This window comes from Brevibacillus sp. HB1.1, assembly GCF_013332445.1.
Lineage (GTDB): Bacteria > Bacillota > Bacilli > Brevibacillales > Brevibacillaceae > Brevibacillus > Brevibacillus porteri.
On the sequence record NZ_JABMIV010000003.1, the window covers coordinates 132,165 to 147,914 of the forward strand.

The window sequence follows — 15,750 nt, forward strand, 5'->3', positions numbered from 1 at the left end:
CCTTTAATATACTTCTTTTAAGATGGCGATGGTGCAATCCGTAGGGTTGGGGGAGTACTTGAAGAAGTTGACAGGGGTATTGATTCGGAAGAACTTGTATACCTCTGTCCAAGTTCCGGCAGCGGGGTCCTTCGGGTCTTTTGGTTCCTCTGTATCTACGACGAGCTCGTCCTTGTTGATTAGATTATGGTCCTCGATTGCTACGACACTATCGAGGTAGCCCCGATAGCCTTCGAACTGGTGTACCAGATAGATCGGTGATGCATGATATTTCTTCGTCCATTTCGAGCTTTGGAAGCCGTTTGCTTCGAGTACCATCTTGGACAGCTCTGGAGGGAGCGTGCCCACTCCATCGTATTTGGGGAGCTGAGTAATGAAGGCGGGGTAGTACGCCTGGAAGTAGACAGAGCTTCGGGTTTGCAGCATGGAGAAGGAGTACATGCCGTTGGAGGTATAGCGTCCCCAGCCCGAATAGTTAGGATTGGTGTCCTGCTTGATGTCGGCTGGAAGGAAGCCTGATTTTTCCTTTGTCAAATCACCCATGCCGACAGTAATTCCAAAATTACCTTTGTGGTCATAGTCAGCAAAAGGAATGGTTTTTCCGATATAAGCAAAGCTGCTGTAGTAGGCATCCATATCAGGTGAAGGGTCACCCTCAATTACGATTGCTACACGATCATTGCTGATGGAGAGATTGTATTCGACCCAGTAGTCTGGGCGACGCTTCTTGTTTGGTACCCAGGAGACGACAGAGTCGGCACCATAGAAAAAGTGGGAGGAAGGGCTTTTGATTTCTACTTTGTCATCGTAATCGAGTGCCCATGCTTCGTGAGGTGGAGTGTATTTGTCGGTATCATCGGGATCATTCCATTTGTTGTATTGAAGCTCGGCTTGTTTTTGGTCGAGGATGACCGGGACTTTACCAGGAATGATGGTGCTATTATCGCAGGCAAGGAGGTACGTATCGGCTGATTTTCCTACTGGATTTTTGCCTGTGAAGCCTTTGCCATACGACACATCCAAGTAGTTGTATTGCTGGATGGGATGCTTCAGCATGACGAAATAATCGTTAGGCGTTTGGCCCGAAGGTACGTCAGGAACGGCTTTTAGGACGACAGTGCGGTCGTAGTGATGGACGGGGTTGGCAATGTATTTGACCATTCCGAATTTGTAGGGAGTGGGATCTACATAGGTTGAATTACCTCCTGCGTAATAGACAGTCCATTTAGATTTTGCTAGAACGTCGTTCCAATCGGAAGGCATTTGTGTGATGATCTTGTACTCGTTCCATTCAGCTCCAGGTGTAAAAGTAACTCCATCAAGCTCGTATTTACCTTGAAGGAGTACATAGCACTTCTTACCGACTGTGTTTGCAGAATCGGTATCATCGACATTAACCACCAATAGACCTGGGACAGATAGGGAAATGTCATTGCCTTCATCATTTTTATAGACAAACTCTTTTACCTGAATTTTTTTACCCGATTTCGTATTGGCAGAGTTAAATGTTTCATAGACATACCCATCTTCATCAACGAGGGGTGTCCCTGAGTATACAGCTCTCAACTCACGCAAATCCGGTAATTTATAAACCGGATAACTCTTCCCATCCGTATGCTTGTACGTCCCTTGCGTATCCGCAACAGTCGTCTTCTTAAACGTAACCCACTTGTCTTCATTGACTTCAAACACCTTTTCCCATCGGTTCTTCGTATCCGGGATTTTGGCGTTGACGATTTCATCAGCCAGCTTGTTGATGAGCAAATCGGCTGTGACCTCGCCCTCGATCCAAGCTACTTGTTTACTAGGCATCCATACGCCTCCTTTACAGTTTCTTGCGTAAAAATTTTACATTGTACCAAACTTTCTTTTCCGTACCTGAAATGTTGTGGAAGTCAAAGCGGATCTGCGCATTTGGCTTCAACGGATAGACGATCCCAAAGCTATTTCCCATCGAGACGGACTCCGGGAGCTCTTTGGTATAAATCGTTTCACAGACCTTCACGCCGTCCAGACTCAGCTCCCAGTAATCGCCGACGCAATAATTATTGGTAGCAAACGCCACAGATAAAAATTCTGTCGGATAGGGAAGGGCATAGGTATCGGAAAAGACTTGCTTGGACGCGGTCACATCAATCATGCGTCCGCGAATGAAGGGCTCGGTAAATTTGGAAAAGTGTGGGTAGGGGAGCTCTCGTACCTTGTCGATTACGCCCCCGCCCGAATAAGCAACGGAGAAGCCCACTAGTACTCACCTCTCTTTCTCTATACGAAGGACATCGGTGCCAGTTAAGAGGCCCCTCGTATCATAGAGTAGACGGATCAGGTAAGATCCTACCGTTTTTCCGTCAGGTGCGTATCCCGCAGTGGTTACTGAGGTCAATCGCCAAAGAGAATAGTACTCCCAGTCTGGATGGAGCTGATCGACTTCAAGGGGGAAGGTGGTAGTGTCGGTAGAGCCAAACGTGAGGGAGATGTCCAGCATGTAGCCAGACTCGTAGAATAGCTTGGCACCCGTGACCTTTTCCGGATCGAGAGGATGTTCCCGGATCAGACGAACAGAGGGTTCCTCTGCGAACGGGTCTGCCGCGACTTTCGTAGTACGGTGCACTTCATCACGGATCAGATCGAGGATCGGGTAAATTAAATAATCATTAGCAATCCCGGCCATTACACAATCGCCCCCTCGTTGTTGCTCCAAAATAAATCGAGGATTTGCATATAGCCGTTCTGCGCATCAAACATCGTGCGGATTCCTTTGATGGTATACGCTTCGCGGGTGGTTGTATTGGAGTCGATAATGTAAATGCGATCGAGGACATCCAAGGCAGGGTTGCCGGGAATGGAAATTTGCAGCGTACGGCACAAGCGTTTCAAATCAAAAAACGTTCGCTGGGCAGCTAGCCTCTTCAGCTCGTCTGTTTTGGCAAAAGGAACAGATCTAACGCCTGTACGTACCTCGCCCTTCAGCTCCATCAAAATCTCCGTGTCTACGAAATGACCAACCTTATTTTCTTCATCCAAAATGACAAGATGGCTTTTGCCACGTGAAAAATCGATGGTCTTATGAATCGTGATCAAATTGTCATGCTCGGTAAAAGTAGCCACAATCGGCCGATTCATATCAATCTCTTCCAGGCGATACGTACCGTAACGGTCACAATAGGAACGGAAAGGCGTCTCTTTCATAATTTCCGCGATGGCTTCTCCGACTTTGTATTGATACGATTCGAATTTGCGTCCGGGTGGCTCAACAAAAGGATTTTTCCAACCTTTTGGGGTCAAAGTGGATTCGGGATCGACTTCAACGAATTCGCCTTCTTTATCCGGTACAGCTTTGAAAACTTTGCCTGTCGCCTGCGTCACGTGGGTATAGCTCGTCTCTTGTACAATGGCATAGGGGTAGAAAATGTCTTGCGGATTACTGCGCCAGCCGTACATTCCTGCATAAGCGATCAAGTCTTGTACGATGGCGGATTTGAGGTAGGCAGCTTTGGCAGTTGGTTCGGTTGGGACAGGTGCGGTACTCTCCCACTCTGGAATCGCATCAAACTCCGTGCTTGAGCGGAATTTTTGATAGATTTGCCACACGCTGTTATACCAGTTCGTATCGCTCGCCCATTGATAAGCGCCCTTGTCGCCTCCTTGCCAAAAATATTTGACATCGTCGACAGATTGAAAGCGCCAGCCTTTGCTCGCCATGGCTTCCCGATAGCGGACGGCTCCGCGATAGAGCTGTCGTTCGAGCCCTTGGTATTGCGGGTCACATTTTTCTCCGGTATAGCATCCATATCCGAGAATGAAGTCTCCTGGAGGAAGACCTTTCCCCAGCGTCCCCATTTTGGTTTCGTGCTCTGCAATGGCTAGCAGAAATTTATAATCGAGCTCTGGGCCCTGCTGCTTGGCCTGCTTTTTGGCTATCGAGATGATTTTGTCCCGGCGAGCCATTGAGGAAAAAACGTTGGTATCATGTGCGGCAGAATGCCCGACGTCTGAGGGATACTGCTTGTCTTCGGTAATGACCTTGTTCAAAATCTTCTTGTACATATCGCGGCAGTAAATGGTCATGGTCGATTCCTCGCCATTCAGATCGAGCTTGTCGATCAGCCCCGTAAATACCCGCATCAAATTCAGACCATAACCCATGTAGATCCGGACAGGAGTATTTTCGGAGAGAACACCGACATGGAATCCATTCACAAAATAAGACCAAGGCGTTTCCTTGTAGGTTTCGGGAAAGTAAAACGGATTATAGTCCGGACTGTAGTAGCCGCCAGGGTTTGAGATTGTGATGCGTGCCTCACATGATTCCATTTCATATTGGTCGTCCATTTCGATGTGGTTAATATTGTCGAGGGTAAGGGTGTCCATATAGACGAACTTTCCGACCTGGAGCGATACTTTTCGCGGCTGACCAGGCATGAAGGTGCTCGTAATTTCCCTTTCCTCAAAAAACTCCTGCTGCACAGTCGGGTCCACTTTGTCTTTGTTCCCGTAGAGATCAGGTCGCCCTTGCAATTCCTTGATCTGAATGTATTGGAGGGAAAAACGATTGACCTGTTTCCCGTTCCAGAACAGCTCGATACGGATTTCCATTTCTCCATTGGGAAAGGGGATATCACGAATCTCTACGTTTTCTGTCCCGGAGAATTTGATGACCTTGACTTGCATTTTTCCATTGAAAAAAACGCGCAGCTCGCCGGCACCTTCACCGAAGTTGGTAGAGAACCCCATGCTAAAAATGCCGGGGTGAACGGAGGTCAGCTTGAGATTCATACCTGTCGTAACGGTAGGGGATGGGAAGACGGTCTTGTACCCTTTGGGATCAAAGGTAAAGGTGAGGTTGCTATGCTCAGTCGAGCTTCTCTCGATCATGGATAGTTTTTTGGTCAGCTCGTCTACTTTGTAGACAGATTTTGTGTGCCACGTATTATTGGTAAACCGTTCGTCAAAAAGAGTTGCTCCTGGCGTTCCAACATAGGTGGCATCGGTTGTGACTCCTGCGCCGTTATTGGAAGAGGCAGCGAACAGATGCTTCGAGCCATTCATATAAGGAAACGGATCGATGACGGCTTGTCCGTTCCAGACTTCAAAGTGCAGATGAGCTCCTCTTCCTTTGGAGCGGGGGGAATTGGGATCGTCATAGGTGCCCATGTTCGTAACACCTGCAGAGCGGACGTCTCCTGTATTGCCGCTTTTTCCGATAATAGTGCCTTGCGTGACATAATCCCCTGTTTTGACGTGGATTTCGCTCATATGGGCGTAACGGGTCCACATGCCATCCGCATGCTGAATTTCTACGCGAAAGCCAAAGCTCGTATATTTTTCAGACACGGTCACTTTTTTTACTTGGCCAGCCCAGGCAGCTTTGATAGGCGTACCGACCGGACAAGCAATATCGATCCCTTGGTGCTTGCGATTGTCGCCCATATAGGCGGTAATATCTCGGATGCTTTTGCCCTCGACAGGAAAGACAAAGGGAATCTTGGAGAGAGCAGTTCCCCCGTCCCCTGAACCATCTTGAATGATGGTGCGGGTCAATGTTTTCTCTTCCCGCGGATCACTCATAATGAAATCGAGCTCTTCGGTACGGCCCGGCACGAAGATGAGTCGATCTATCTCGACGCGACACGCGGGCTTCGATAATTCTCCCAGTTTGAGTCTTTCGGAGAGAATTCTGCGCAGTTCATTGGACATCGTTTGCATGAAAACACCTCCTATTTAAACCGTTCCAGGGACCATTTTCGAAAGCGATTCAAAAAAGAGACGGCCTGTGCCCGGGTGAGCAACGAGGAAGGCATGAACCATTTTTCTTTCTCTTCCGCGTTGGATGACGATACCTCGTACATATGGTTGACGACAGCCGCTCCATCGACGAAATTGTTGATCGCAATTCCTTCGATCAAGTAATCTCCGTTCCCAAACCGCTCATCTTCCATAGAGAGGACGGCTGGTGCCCACCATGAAGGCTTGCTGCCTGTCATCCCACCGTTTAGTGCAATTTTTTCCCCGGTGTTGCTGTTGTACATATACTTTTCGCGCCCGACATCTTCAAAGCGGGTGCTCGTCTCTTTGACATAGAGGAAATGAACGTTTTTGCCCGCCTCAAGCGGCATGTTGAACAGTACCGTATGATCATCAAATTCTTGATAGTCGGAACTATTCACCACTTTTCCATCTACTTTGACGGCAAGCAGCTTTTTACCCGCGGGATAGGTACCGTTTAGGCGGAAAACACGTTGCCCTTCGTATGCCGTGTGGGATTCATCCAGCCGCTGTGTGGGGGGCTGTGAATCCGTAAAGCGTTGGTAAAAAGAGCGCCGAAGCCGGTCAATGAGCAGAAAAGCCTCTGCCCGATTAATGTAGGCGTTGGGAAAGAAGCGGTCATTTCTCCAAACGCCAGGGCTTTTCACCGAAAAATATCCGCCTCGCATAAACAGAGCGCCGTTTTCGTAGCTGTTGTAGATGAAGCGCAACTGTACGCCGTTTAGATTGTAGGGAAGATAAATCGTGGCTCCGGGAGCAGGGCTAACCATGTAGACGTCTTGCTTGAGTCCGATATATTTTTTGGCGAGGTCTTGGGCAGGTGTCGATTTCCATTCCTCTTCAGGCACATCAATTCGCTTCAAGGAGCGACCATAAGCGTACAAATACTCGTTGAATTGACGGCTAAACGGATTGTAGAAATACGTGTCTCCGTTATCGAGGCGTTTGTTCGGGTAAGCAAAGGAAGAGGAGTTGGGGGGAATTGGTTTGCCAAAACGGTCCAAGGCAGGCTTGCCGAAGCTGGAAAAAGCGACAACCGAGTTGGCAGATGGAGCGTAATACAGCTCGACGTCCGTTTTGTTCGGGTCTGTTTGATTCGGCCGAATTTCTTTGAAAAGGGTTTGCGTGCCATCAATATAGACAAAGAGAGGGTTATCTGCACTCGGTGTCAATTTGGCAGTGAGTGTAAATACCTTTTGCCCAGTGGAACCCTTCTGTTCCTCATACAAGTAAGGAGCATTGCTTTCAAAGGAGCCATAAGCAATCCCTTGAATGAACGGTTCTCCGTCAGCCATCAAATAATTGCTGGCCTCCATTACTTCATTAAAAAACCAGTCTTTTTCATTCACATCAGCCCAGCTGATCATTTTCATCACCTCCTATATAGAGTAGACAGAAACGTTTTAACTGCCTCAGCTATTCCCGGATCATCCGTTCTACCAGTCGCCTTGTCCGATTTAAAAAGGCAATAAATTCGGCGCGTGTCACAAAATCATTGGGGCGGAAGTAAATGACAGGCTTCCCATCTCGGGTAATAACCGTGATGAGCCCGAGATCGGCCATTTCCTCAATGTTTTTCTGTGCCCAATGTCCCTCAATATCTTGAAACCGAAAGCGTGATTCGCGCTCAATTGAGTCTTTTTTGATGAGGATCAGATCGACGGTTACACTGTAGCGCCGTCCTGCCTCAAGGACTTGGGGGGTAATAGATTCTGCGCTTCCGAGAAAAATGCTTCCCTTTTCATCGTAAAATTTGTGGGTCCAGCCTGCGTAGCTCAAGTATTGGTTATACGATTCCTTGTCTGGAAAAAGTAAGGTCAATGAACACTGGTAGCTGCTAAAACCGGAGTGGTGGATGTGCGAGGGAGCGTTAATGATTTTGATTTCGCGCAAAGAAGGCTGGGGGCTTGGCGGAGAATAGGGCTCGATGAGTCGGGCGTTTACTTCGATAAACTCAAAGCCAGTATCAAGGAACAGCTTTTTTTTGTAGCGCTGATTAGCAGTGCCAAAGGCGTATTGTTGGGTCATCGTTGTACCTCCTTACAATCTCGTGTAGCTCGTGGCGATGCCGGAGCGGACTTGTTGGCTTAATTCGGTGGATAGGCTTGCTTGTGTACTGCGAACGGCTTCGCTGACGGTCGAGCCGATGCGCTGTAGGTCAGCTTCCGTTCCGCTCATTTTGTCGATCGTAATGTTCACATTACTGCCGCCGCCATAGGTAAAGTCGTAGGTGCTGTGTGTTCCATTGGCCGTTTGCATGCCCCAGTAGGTCAGTGGCTGCAAGCCGTCGGGCATGTTGAAGGTTCCTTTGGTGGGCTGCTTGGACATGTGCAGAGATACGAGATTGTCGTATTTGGCTTTTTCGAGGCCTTTTTTTAAGTTCTCGATGTCTTTCTTGAATGTCTCATTCATTTGGTTCCCGGACAAAAGGCGATCCAATTCAGAACTCGTCGCTTCGAAAGTCTCATTGATACTGCGTAAATATTCTTCATCAAGCTTCTTTACTACTTCAGAATTTGCGCTGTGGCCTGCCAAGATTGCTTTGTTTCTGTCGATCGAATATTGAAGTTCTTTACTTTCCAGCTCAGAGCTCAGCTTGTCCTTCACGGAATTAATTTTTGTGCCGGAGGTATGGTTGTTTTTATCGAGGCTATTTTGTGCGATAGAAGCCTTTATATCAGCGATTACTGAGTCTACTACGTCAGAGGCAGCTGTACCCTTAGGGATTTTAGCGAATACTTCTTCGAAAAAGGCTAAGTGTTCATTCCGTTTCGTATTAATACCACTGTAGTAATCATCATAAGCTTTCAGCATTTCTGGAGAATCATCGGATTTACCTTGATTTTTAAGAGTAGCCTGCGTTCTCTCTAATTCGGATCTTAACTTGCCTTCCTCTAGAGAGAGGCTTTCCAGGTGATGACCAACCACTTCTTTGCCAAGGTCGAGTGTTTTGACCTCTTCCCATGAAGTAATTGGAGTATTGTCCAGCTTGGAGCCGCTGTCATCGATATCTATAAGCATTGAGTTCTTGTCTTTTTCTTCTTTATTTTTGTACGCAGCTTTATATTTATCGAATTCGAGTTGAGATTCCTTGCTGTCTAGCTGGAGGGTATTATTTAACTCTTCTTTGAGGTCTTTGCCATCATATTTGTAAGCAGCTACGAAAGAGTTAATGTAATCGCTCCATGAAGGTGCAGTGCCACCCATGAAGTTGATCAAACCATCTCCAAGACCTGTAAGAAATGTCGATGCAAAAAAAGCATGCTTTAAACCAGGAGGCATCTTGTCAATACTCACGAATTCATTCACGAGGTCCTTTTGATTTTCCAACACTTTGCTTTGTCGCTGGGAATCGGACATAAACATAGGTTGCAGCCAATCTGTGTTTAGACTATCCACAAAATTTAGCGCTGTGATGCCAACGCCTACAAGACCTAGACCTTTTAACAATTTCCCGGCGGTTTTTAATCCTTTTCGCCATAGTGGTACTCTCTGGGCTGTATCATCGGGAGGCGTTGAATCTCTGTTTGCTCTCTCTCTCGTTGGGATATCCGGTGTGGAGCTTGACTCATCCGTATCGTCCGCCGTATCGTCCGACTCTTTCTTGTCCTCCTTCTTTTTTCCTTTCAAGAACTTATCTCGTATCTTCGTCTTGAGATCACCCGAGAATTCCTCAAAAGCGAGAGCAGCAACAGGGGCGAGTCTGCTTGCGGCAGAGGATGAACTGCTTGGGGATGCGGCTGTAGGAGCAGCCTGAGGACCCGCTACGGTACTCGGAGGTTTGGGTACAGCCGTGGACAGTGCTTCTGTCAATTCCTTCAAGGCTTCCCGTGTTTTCTGGAGCTGTTTTTCCTGCTGTTTTAAGTCACTGGTCATGTTCTGGATTTGCTCATCAGTAGCAACGGACGTATCAGATAGAGCACGCAGTCTCTCGTCCAGCGAGGAGACGGAAGGAATCAAGGTGGTAATCGTGCTTTGCAATCCACCGAATGCGCGCTGGACCAAAAGGATTCGGCTGGTGAGCAAATGTGCCTGACGCTCTACATCGCGCATCTTCAGCCAGAGCAGATGCAACTGTTTCAGCAGCTTTTTCTCTTCTGCAATCAGTGCTTTTAACAATTTGTCATTGTACGGATACAGCTCTTGTACCCTTTTCTGTTCCAATCTGTTGCGAATCAATCGAGTGCGGCTAGCCTGATAGGAAGACAGATTTTGCAATTGCCAGGATTGGATCTCCAGTGCTTCTTGCGTAAAGGGTGAAGAGGATTGACCAAGCAGGGCGGTAACACGCTCTTGTCTTCGCTGCTCACTTCCTTCATGAAGATTGCGCTGAGCTTTGACGTAGGCAGCTTTTCCTCCGTATTGATCCGCAGCATTTTTCAACAGGCGCACAGCGAGCGATAATTGGCTCTGGCTTTCTCTCATGCGCTGAAGCAAGTGGACCAAAAGCGTGGGAAAGCTACCGGGCTGATTTTTAAAAAGATCGAATGCTTCAAGGGATGCTGCTTGCCAGATGGATTGCATCTGGGTTTGGGGAGCAAGAGGGTCATCTGGTAATAGAGCTGCTTTCTCCCGAATATCAGCTACAGTTACATGCGGGTCATTGGATTGGCGAGAAGACGTATAGTAAGCTCTGGTTACTTCTTCAAGGCTGACGGCATGTGTTAGCGCGATATCCCGCAGGTCTTGTTTGACTCCCGATCGCAAGTATTCGCGCAAACCAAGTGCTTCTTCTTCCACTTGTTTTTGATCCGTCGTTCGTCCAGAAACACGTGCCTGCGCCAAATCCATCATGTTTGTGTCTTTGAACAAAAAATTACGCTCTGCCTTCTTAATCATACGGTTCAAAGATTTCGCTGACTCCCAATTTTCGATATCCATCGAGGTGATCAGCGTGTGAAGGCCGTTACTCATCATGTTTCGTAACATATCTACGGCAGCTTCTTCCCATGCTTGTGAATGGCGGGTGCTTCTTGTGCCGTAGGACTTTTCCGTTCTTTTAACAGGAGCATCAGGAAAAGTAGCAAAGCGGAACGGAGAAATGACTTCTCCTGTACTTACGGATAGCCGGGAAGTAGGAGCAGCATGGGAAACGGGCTGAGACTCGTACTTACGAGAAAAACTGAGCGGCTTCGACTCAATGTCGCGTATCATCTGGCGCAATTCATACAGTTGTTGATGCAGTGCTTGAAAAAATGGGGTAGCTTGTTGGGCACGAAATGGAGATGCCGACTGCTCTACAGAACTCCGTGCAGCATTCGTTACAGAGCGGAGGGCATCGGTCAAGCGTTGAGTTTCCATGAATATCACCTTCCTCAAAAGAAAAATCCCGTTCTGGTCTTAGAATAGACAGAAACGGGTTATAGACCACCTAACACTTTGCCAAGTACGGCAATATCGTCTTCGGAAATTTCCTGATAGTCTTGCGAGCTAGATGCATGGGGAGAGCTGTCGACAGAATTCGTTCCCTTTCTTCTCAGGAAAGGAAAACCCATGCGTGTCTCTACCTCAAATTGAATGTATTTATTCACTCTCTTCATTAACTCTGCTACTTGGGGAAGGGTGTACTCCCAAATATCCCATTTTTTCAAACCACAGTCTTTATGGAGATGAAAAAATAGATCGCCCCAATCAAGTGGCTCACCAGATTCCATATCGCGAATCGCGGAACTGTCACCCTCGCCACTCTCTACTTTTTTAAGCCGTTTAGACCAATGAGAATGTTAATAAGCTTTTTGGCCGTCTCCAAATCACAATGTTCATCCAAGTACTCGCGAGTGACCATAGGGTAGTTGCGAAAGCCTAGAAGTAGGATATCGAATAAATCTTCTTCCTTGTTTTCATAGGGGAGAAAATTTAGGATAATTGCGTCGATATGGACGGTTCCCAGCTTTTTCATCAGGATGCGGGCGTCTTTTAAGGTCACAGGCGGAATCCGATAGGTTTTGCCGTCACGCAGCATGATTTCACTATCATCTTCAAAGAAAATAGCTTCTACCAGATCAGCCTCCTGCTGTTTTTTGATACGCTCTACAGCTTCCTGGTTCATCATCTCTGCGTGTTTTTTTTCCAGATCTTCTTGGTGGTTTAGCATGGAAAAATCCCTCCTTGTACTATCCGAGAAATCATCAGTAAAATTTATCCACTTGCTGAATGTGATTTCGTTCGCTATGATTCGTTGTAAGTTATTCCCTTTTTAAAAGAGCAAGGCAAGAGCGAAGAGCATGATGCTCTCCACTCAGCCTGCTTAACCTCGAAAGATTTACACTTTTTTGTTAGATACGAAGCGTTTCACACTACCTAGCTTGCCATCTGCTCGCTCTGGATCGATAACGGACAAGGAAATAGCGGAAGTGCTGGCTGTGGAGCGTGCCGCATCGATCGAGAAGCTGCCTTTTGCCATGCAGGAGAACAGCTCTGTTTCAATACCTGCATAGGTTCCGTCCTTTTGCAGGAAAGAGCCGTGATGGACGACATGAACAGGGAATGGCACTTCATCCATCAAAATATCGACTACATCTACGATTTCTGTTCGCTGATAGTTGAAGACCACATCTTCATTGAGCAGGGCAGGCGAGAAGATGAGACGAGCTTTATCTTCACTGCCATCTTTGAAAGTATCCACCATGAATTCGTCAGCTTTTGGAGCAGCAGACGTGCTCAAGCTAACTTGTTTCAAAAGACGATTGCTATTTTTCAGACGAACAGCAAATCCGCCGCCGTTGAAGAGGGTACCGCCAAAGTCAACTTCACAAACACCAGCGTCGCCAGTGGATGCAGATCGATCCAGGCTGCCAGCTTTGATTGCTTTCTGCTCACCCAGCACATACACATAGTCGCTCTTTTGCTCTTGCAGCTTGGAGCCCATCATGAGCTCAAGTGCGGCCAGATCAAATTTGGCATCCGTTGCGGTAATCTCAATGCTTTTCGATTTAACGAGAGTATCAATGGCGAAGAGTCCATCGCCGCCGAAGATATCCTCCATTTCAACATTCATGTCAATTTTCAAGTCCTGCATATTACCAAGCGTAATGACTTCGACGCCATTTCCATCCTTGGAAGCGCGTTTGGCAAGAAATTGACCGACACCTTTGATAATCATTTTTTTAGACAATGAAAGTCACTCCTTCAAAATAGGGGATTTGGGTGCTGTTGCTGAATCGTGTGGAAAGGGAACCTCGATCAGCTTGTCATAGGATAGACGGGGTTTTGAAATGTCTAACAAACTTGCAAAGTAAACTTCGTGATCAGTGTGAAGCAGTACGCAGAGGAATGACCCATATCCGTTTCCTGCTGGGAAACGACATACGTGTCCAAACCTTCTATTCCATTCATCGATAAGCTTTTGCCGTCTAAGAGATGGAAAAGATGGTTCGCGATTTGATGCGCCAGCTCGATATCACCAGGCGTGATCACATCGAATCGGAAGAAGCTGGTGAGAAGGAGGGGATTAACGGTGTCGCGCTTTCCGGAAGTTGCGTAGAAGGAAAGGAGAGGCTTCGCAACATCAGATAGCACGGCGAGCTTTCTTCGCTTGATAATCTGCTTGGATAGGGAGGCCTTGTCGTCTGGAGCAATGCCGAGTAATGCGAGCACCTGACTATCCGTAGACAGTAATTCATAGAGATGATGATAGAGGTCGACAACCACGAATGATTCACCCCCTTTTTCTGAGAATTTTTGGAACAAAATGTGCTCCTTCTACGTTCATAGGTTAGACAGATGGGGAAGATGTCTCCCTTGAAATACATATTCGATCGTAAATAAAGCCAGGAGGTCATAACATTGCGAAGTGATAGGATACAAATCATCATTCAACAAACGAAGGAAAAAGTTTCTGCGAAAGCGCTCGAAGATCATGAAGCCGTTGTTGGGATTATGGCGATGGCCAAGAACTTCATGCTGAATGAAGAAAGTGTGCGTCACATTATCCACGAGGTTTTTGATGGAGATAAGGAACGAATGGCAAAGGCATTGACAGTAGCCAGCCATTTGATTGATGAAAGTTTGATTCAAAAAATAATCTCAGATGTAAAGTAAGCTCGTAAAAAAGCGGGCTTTTTCTTTTTGTAGAGAGAAAACTCATTCGAAACTGTCTATTCTATCTCAAACGAGAAAGAAGTGAGGGGATAAGAATGAGAGATTCCAAAAAAGCTGTATTGTATGTCGTGATTATTTCTGCATTAGCTGAATTTCTGCTAGGAGAGGATATCGATCGCGAAGGCTGGGAGGAGCTTAGTGACGCGTTTGGCATGGTGGGAATGGATCTGAACGAGGTTTTCACAGAAAACGATTCCTTGCTGTTTGGATTTCAAAAAGTTTGTCAGGAATTTGGAAAGATGAATATAACAGAGGAAATGATAGAGGAATTATATGTAGAGGACCAGCTGGAATAAACGGCTGGTTTTTTTTATTTTCAAAATCCGCTTAATTCACCTCAAATCGCTTCGTATAGATTCGACAAGAGGCAAAAGGAGGGGAGAAACCATGTTATATCAGATTAGTTTTTCGGCAGATGGAGAGCAGGTGCAGGTCATGAAATATACGTCGACCCAAGACACCCCGATAGCCGTTTTGGAAGAGTTCTTTCGCGAGCATGTTCAAGTGAACCCAGAGTCCTTAAAAGGAATCGGGATCGTCAGGATCGGTGGGTAGCATGGCCTGTCACGGATGTGATTATGAAAAAGTCTGCCAGAAGAAAATGACAGTCAATGACATCGTGATGTCAGCAAAGGAACAAGATGTCGTGCCCATGACTTGTCGTTGTGTGGTTCATGACATTTGCCGCGATTGCCAATGGTACATCAAGCGTCAGTGCGCCGCATGGAAGATTTTGAATGGAAAAGTATTCACGGCTGGTACCTTGCAAACTTGTCCGAAAAAAATTTTGAAAACTGGTTGCTAAAACTCTCCTCAAATTACCTAGTGTGATAGAGCCACTGTGAATAGGAGCATGAGGAGGGGAGAAGTATGAAAGATCAACTTCACCAAATGGACGAGTTATTTTTCGAAGGGAAAGTCGATGATTTTTTGCAGAAGGCAAAAGAAAACTGTGAAGCCAAGCTGACCGGGATGACGTTTGCTGGAATGACCCATGATGATGTCGTTCAGGAGGTTCTCTTAAAGGTGTATCGCACGATGAAGGATTACGACCAGGAAAAAGCCAGAGTGACTACCTTTGTCGATCATGTGATTACCAATAAAATTCGTGACTGCTTGCGGAAAGCCGGCACGCAAAAAAACCTGACAAACAGTAATGCAGTTCTTGTCTCTGGTGGAGATGAGAACGAAGAGGAAACGATGATCAGCCGTATTGCTGCTCCGAGTGAGGAGTTTCGATATGAGGAAGTAGAGATGATGATCGACATCATGGAGTATATGAAGCTGTCCACGCGAGACAAGCTGATTCTCCAAATGAGAAGTGAAGGCTACTACCATGAGGAAATTGGTCAGAAATTCAACATCAGCAAGGAAAGAGTGTGTCAAATCATCAAGGCGATTTTGAAGCAGTACGGTGAGCTGTAGACATACACAAATAATCGATGAAAAGGAATGATCCAGCATGGCAGTTTTGTTGAAAAAGATGAATGAGGAATTGACAGAGGAGCTCTCCCACCAGGTCATTGGAAAATATGTACACGTTCCGACCAATATGCATACAACACCTACAGCCGAGGGTGGAGAAGAAGAGGTCAATATTTGGTTCGGCGGTTGCGTAGCGGGCATTGAAAAAGCAGTCATTGCCTTCGATTACGAAAAGCAGGAGTTTCGTGAGGAGCCATTGACCTACACAAACTTTTTACTGACCGACGGTATGGGATACACGGTGAACCTACTCCAATCCGAGATATATGAGATTACAAAGGAAGAATTCGAGCAAATGCTAGCAGACCATCTGGCTACTCAGGCTGCTGAGCTTGAAGCAGAGAAAAAGCTTCGTGAAGCAGCAGAGGAAATCTCGACAAATGAGGAGACGATCTAGTG

General features: G+C 46.7%; 17 protein-coding genes. 6 read left to right on the forward strand and 11 right to left on the reverse strand.

What is annotated here, in order from left to right:
• Window positions 1-3 precede the first annotated feature (3 nt).
• From HPY27_RS10510 to HPY27_RS10560, 11 genes are all read right to left on the reverse strand, one after another.
• Window positions 4-1,812 carry a hypothetical protein gene (locus HPY27_RS10510; RefSeq protein WP_174224936.1) on the reverse strand — a complete coding sequence of 603 codons (1,809 nt, stop codon included), beginning with the start codon at window positions 1,810-1,812 and terminating at the stop codon, window positions 4-6.
• A 13-nt stretch (window positions 1,813-1,825) separates the two neighbouring features.
• A complete protein-coding gene (locus HPY27_RS10515; RefSeq protein ID WP_017249750.1) occupies window positions 1,826-2,245 on the reverse strand; it encodes a hypothetical protein in 420 nt (139 codons plus the stop codon).
• A 6-nt stretch (window positions 2,246-2,251) separates the two neighbouring features.
• Complete coding sequence (locus HPY27_RS10520; protein WP_174224937.1) at window positions 2,252-2,671, reverse strand: hypothetical protein; 420 nt, start codon at window positions 2,669-2,671, stop codon at window positions 2,252-2,254.
• Window positions 2,671-5,706 carry a M23 family metallopeptidase gene (locus HPY27_RS10525; RefSeq protein ID WP_174224938.1) on the reverse strand — a complete coding sequence of 1,012 codons (3,036 nt, stop codon included), beginning with the start codon at window positions 5,704-5,706 and terminating at the stop codon, window positions 2,671-2,673. The genes HPY27_RS10520 and HPY27_RS10525 overlap by 1 nt, the downstream gene beginning before the upstream one ends.
• An 11-nt stretch (window positions 5,707-5,717) precedes the next feature.
• Complete coding sequence (locus HPY27_RS10530) at window positions 5,718-7,133, reverse strand: hypothetical protein (protein WP_174224939.1); 1,416 nt, start codon at window positions 7,131-7,133, stop codon at window positions 5,718-5,720.
• Window positions 7,134-7,182: 49 nt separating this feature from the next.
• Window positions 7,183-7,794, reverse strand: a complete 612-nt coding sequence (locus HPY27_RS10535; RefSeq protein WP_017249754.1) for an S-layer homology domain-containing protein — start codon at window positions 7,792-7,794, stop codon at window positions 7,183-7,185.
• 12 nt (window positions 7,795-7,806) lie between these two features.
• Window positions 7,807-11,067: a hypothetical protein gene (locus HPY27_RS10540; RefSeq protein ID WP_174224940.1), complete on the reverse strand. Its 3,261-nt coding sequence runs from the start codon at window positions 11,065-11,067 to the stop codon at window positions 7,807-7,809.
• Between the two features lie 59 nt (window positions 11,068-11,126).
• Complete coding sequence (locus HPY27_RS10545; protein ID WP_232030104.1) at window positions 11,127-11,357, reverse strand: hypothetical protein; 231 nt, start codon at window positions 11,355-11,357, stop codon at window positions 11,127-11,129.
• Between the two features lie 98 nt (window positions 11,358-11,455).
• Complete coding sequence (locus HPY27_RS10550; RefSeq protein WP_069847282.1) at window positions 11,456-11,860, reverse strand: hypothetical protein; 405 nt, start codon at window positions 11,858-11,860, stop codon at window positions 11,456-11,458.
• 168 nt (window positions 11,861-12,028) lie between these two features.
• Complete coding sequence (locus HPY27_RS10555; RefSeq protein ID WP_017249758.1) at window positions 12,029-12,880, reverse strand: hypothetical protein; 852 nt, start codon at window positions 12,878-12,880, stop codon at window positions 12,029-12,031.
• Window positions 12,881-12,984: 104 nt separating this feature from the next.
• Entirely contained in the window at window positions 12,985-13,416 is a 432-nt protein-coding gene (locus tag HPY27_RS10560; RefSeq protein ID WP_174224941.1) for a hypothetical protein, read from the reverse strand.
• Window positions 13,417-13,551: 135 nt separating this feature from the next.
• Between HPY27_RS10560 and HPY27_RS10565 the strand changes: the two genes are divergently transcribed.
• From HPY27_RS10565 to HPY27_RS10590, 6 genes are all read left to right on the forward strand, one after another.
• The gene (locus tag HPY27_RS10565; protein WP_017249760.1) at window positions 13,552-13,806 is read left to right on the forward strand and encodes a hypothetical protein; all 255 of its coding nucleotides are present in this window, start codon (window positions 13,552-13,554) and stop codon (window positions 13,804-13,806) included.
• A 95-nt stretch (window positions 13,807-13,901) separates the two neighbouring features.
• Window positions 13,902-14,162: a hypothetical protein gene (locus HPY27_RS10570; protein ID WP_017249761.1), complete on the forward strand. Its 261-nt coding sequence runs from the start codon at window positions 13,902-13,904 to the stop codon at window positions 14,160-14,162.
• 91 nt (window positions 14,163-14,253) lie between these two features.
• The gene (locus HPY27_RS10575) at window positions 14,254-14,421 is read left to right on the forward strand and encodes a hypothetical protein (RefSeq protein WP_017249762.1); all 168 of its coding nucleotides are present in this window, start codon (window positions 14,254-14,256) and stop codon (window positions 14,419-14,421) included.
• Window position 14,422: 1 nt separating this feature from the next.
• A complete protein-coding gene (locus HPY27_RS10580) occupies window positions 14,423-14,671 on the forward strand; it encodes a hypothetical protein (protein WP_174224942.1) in 249 nt (82 codons plus the stop codon).
• A gap of 65 nt (window positions 14,672-14,736) precedes the next feature.
• On the forward strand, window positions 14,737-15,291 hold the full coding sequence (locus tag HPY27_RS10585) for a sigma-70 family RNA polymerase sigma factor (RefSeq protein WP_017249764.1): 555 nt from the start codon (window positions 14,737-14,739) through the stop codon (window positions 15,289-15,291).
• A gap of 37 nt (window positions 15,292-15,328) precedes the next feature.
• Complete coding sequence (locus HPY27_RS10590) at window positions 15,329-15,748, forward strand: hypothetical protein (protein WP_174224943.1); 420 nt, start codon at window positions 15,329-15,331, stop codon at window positions 15,746-15,748.
• Window positions 15,749-15,750: the final 2 nt, after the last annotated feature.

Coding starts and splice junctions, on each gene's coding strand:
- HPY27_RS10540 (WP_174224940.1), bottom strand. CDS start 11,067: ATGGAAACTCAACGCTTGACCGATGCCCTCCGCTCTGTAACGAATGCT.
- HPY27_RS10510 (WP_174224936.1), bottom strand. CDS start 1,812: ATGCCTAGTAAACAAGTAGCTTGGATCGAGGGCGAGGTCACAGCCGAT.
- HPY27_RS10550 (WP_069847282.1), bottom strand. CDS start 11,860: ATGCTAAACCACCAAGAAGATCTGGAAAAAAAACACGCAGAGATGATG.
- HPY27_RS10530 (WP_174224939.1), bottom strand. CDS start 7,133: ATGATCAGCTGGGCTGATGTGAATGAAAAAGACTGGTTTTTTAATGAA.
- HPY27_RS10585 (WP_017249764.1), top strand. CDS start 14,737: ATGAAAGATCAACTTCACCAAATGGACGAGTTATTTTTCGAAGGGAAA.
- HPY27_RS10575 (WP_017249762.1), top strand. CDS start 14,254: ATGTTATATCAGATTAGTTTTTCGGCAGATGGAGAGCAGGTGCAGGTC.
- HPY27_RS10525 (WP_174224938.1), bottom strand. CDS start 5,706: ATGCAAACGATGTCCAATGAACTGCGCAGAATTCTCTCCGAAAGACTC.
- HPY27_RS10590 (WP_174224943.1), top strand. CDS start 15,329: ATGGCAGTTTTGTTGAAAAAGATGAATGAGGAATTGACAGAGGAGCTC.
- HPY27_RS10520 (WP_174224937.1), bottom strand. CDS start 2,671: ATGGCCGGGATTGCTAATGATTATTTAATTTACCCGATCCTCGATCTG.
- HPY27_RS10580 (WP_174224942.1), top strand. CDS start 14,423: ATGGCCTGTCACGGATGTGATTATGAAAAAGTCTGCCAGAAGAAAATG.
- HPY27_RS10570 (WP_017249761.1), top strand. CDS start 13,902: ATGAGAGATTCCAAAAAAGCTGTATTGTATGTCGTGATTATTTCTGCA.
- HPY27_RS10535 (WP_017249754.1), bottom strand. CDS start 7,794: ATGACCCAACAATACGCCTTTGGCACTGCTAATCAGCGCTACAAAAAA.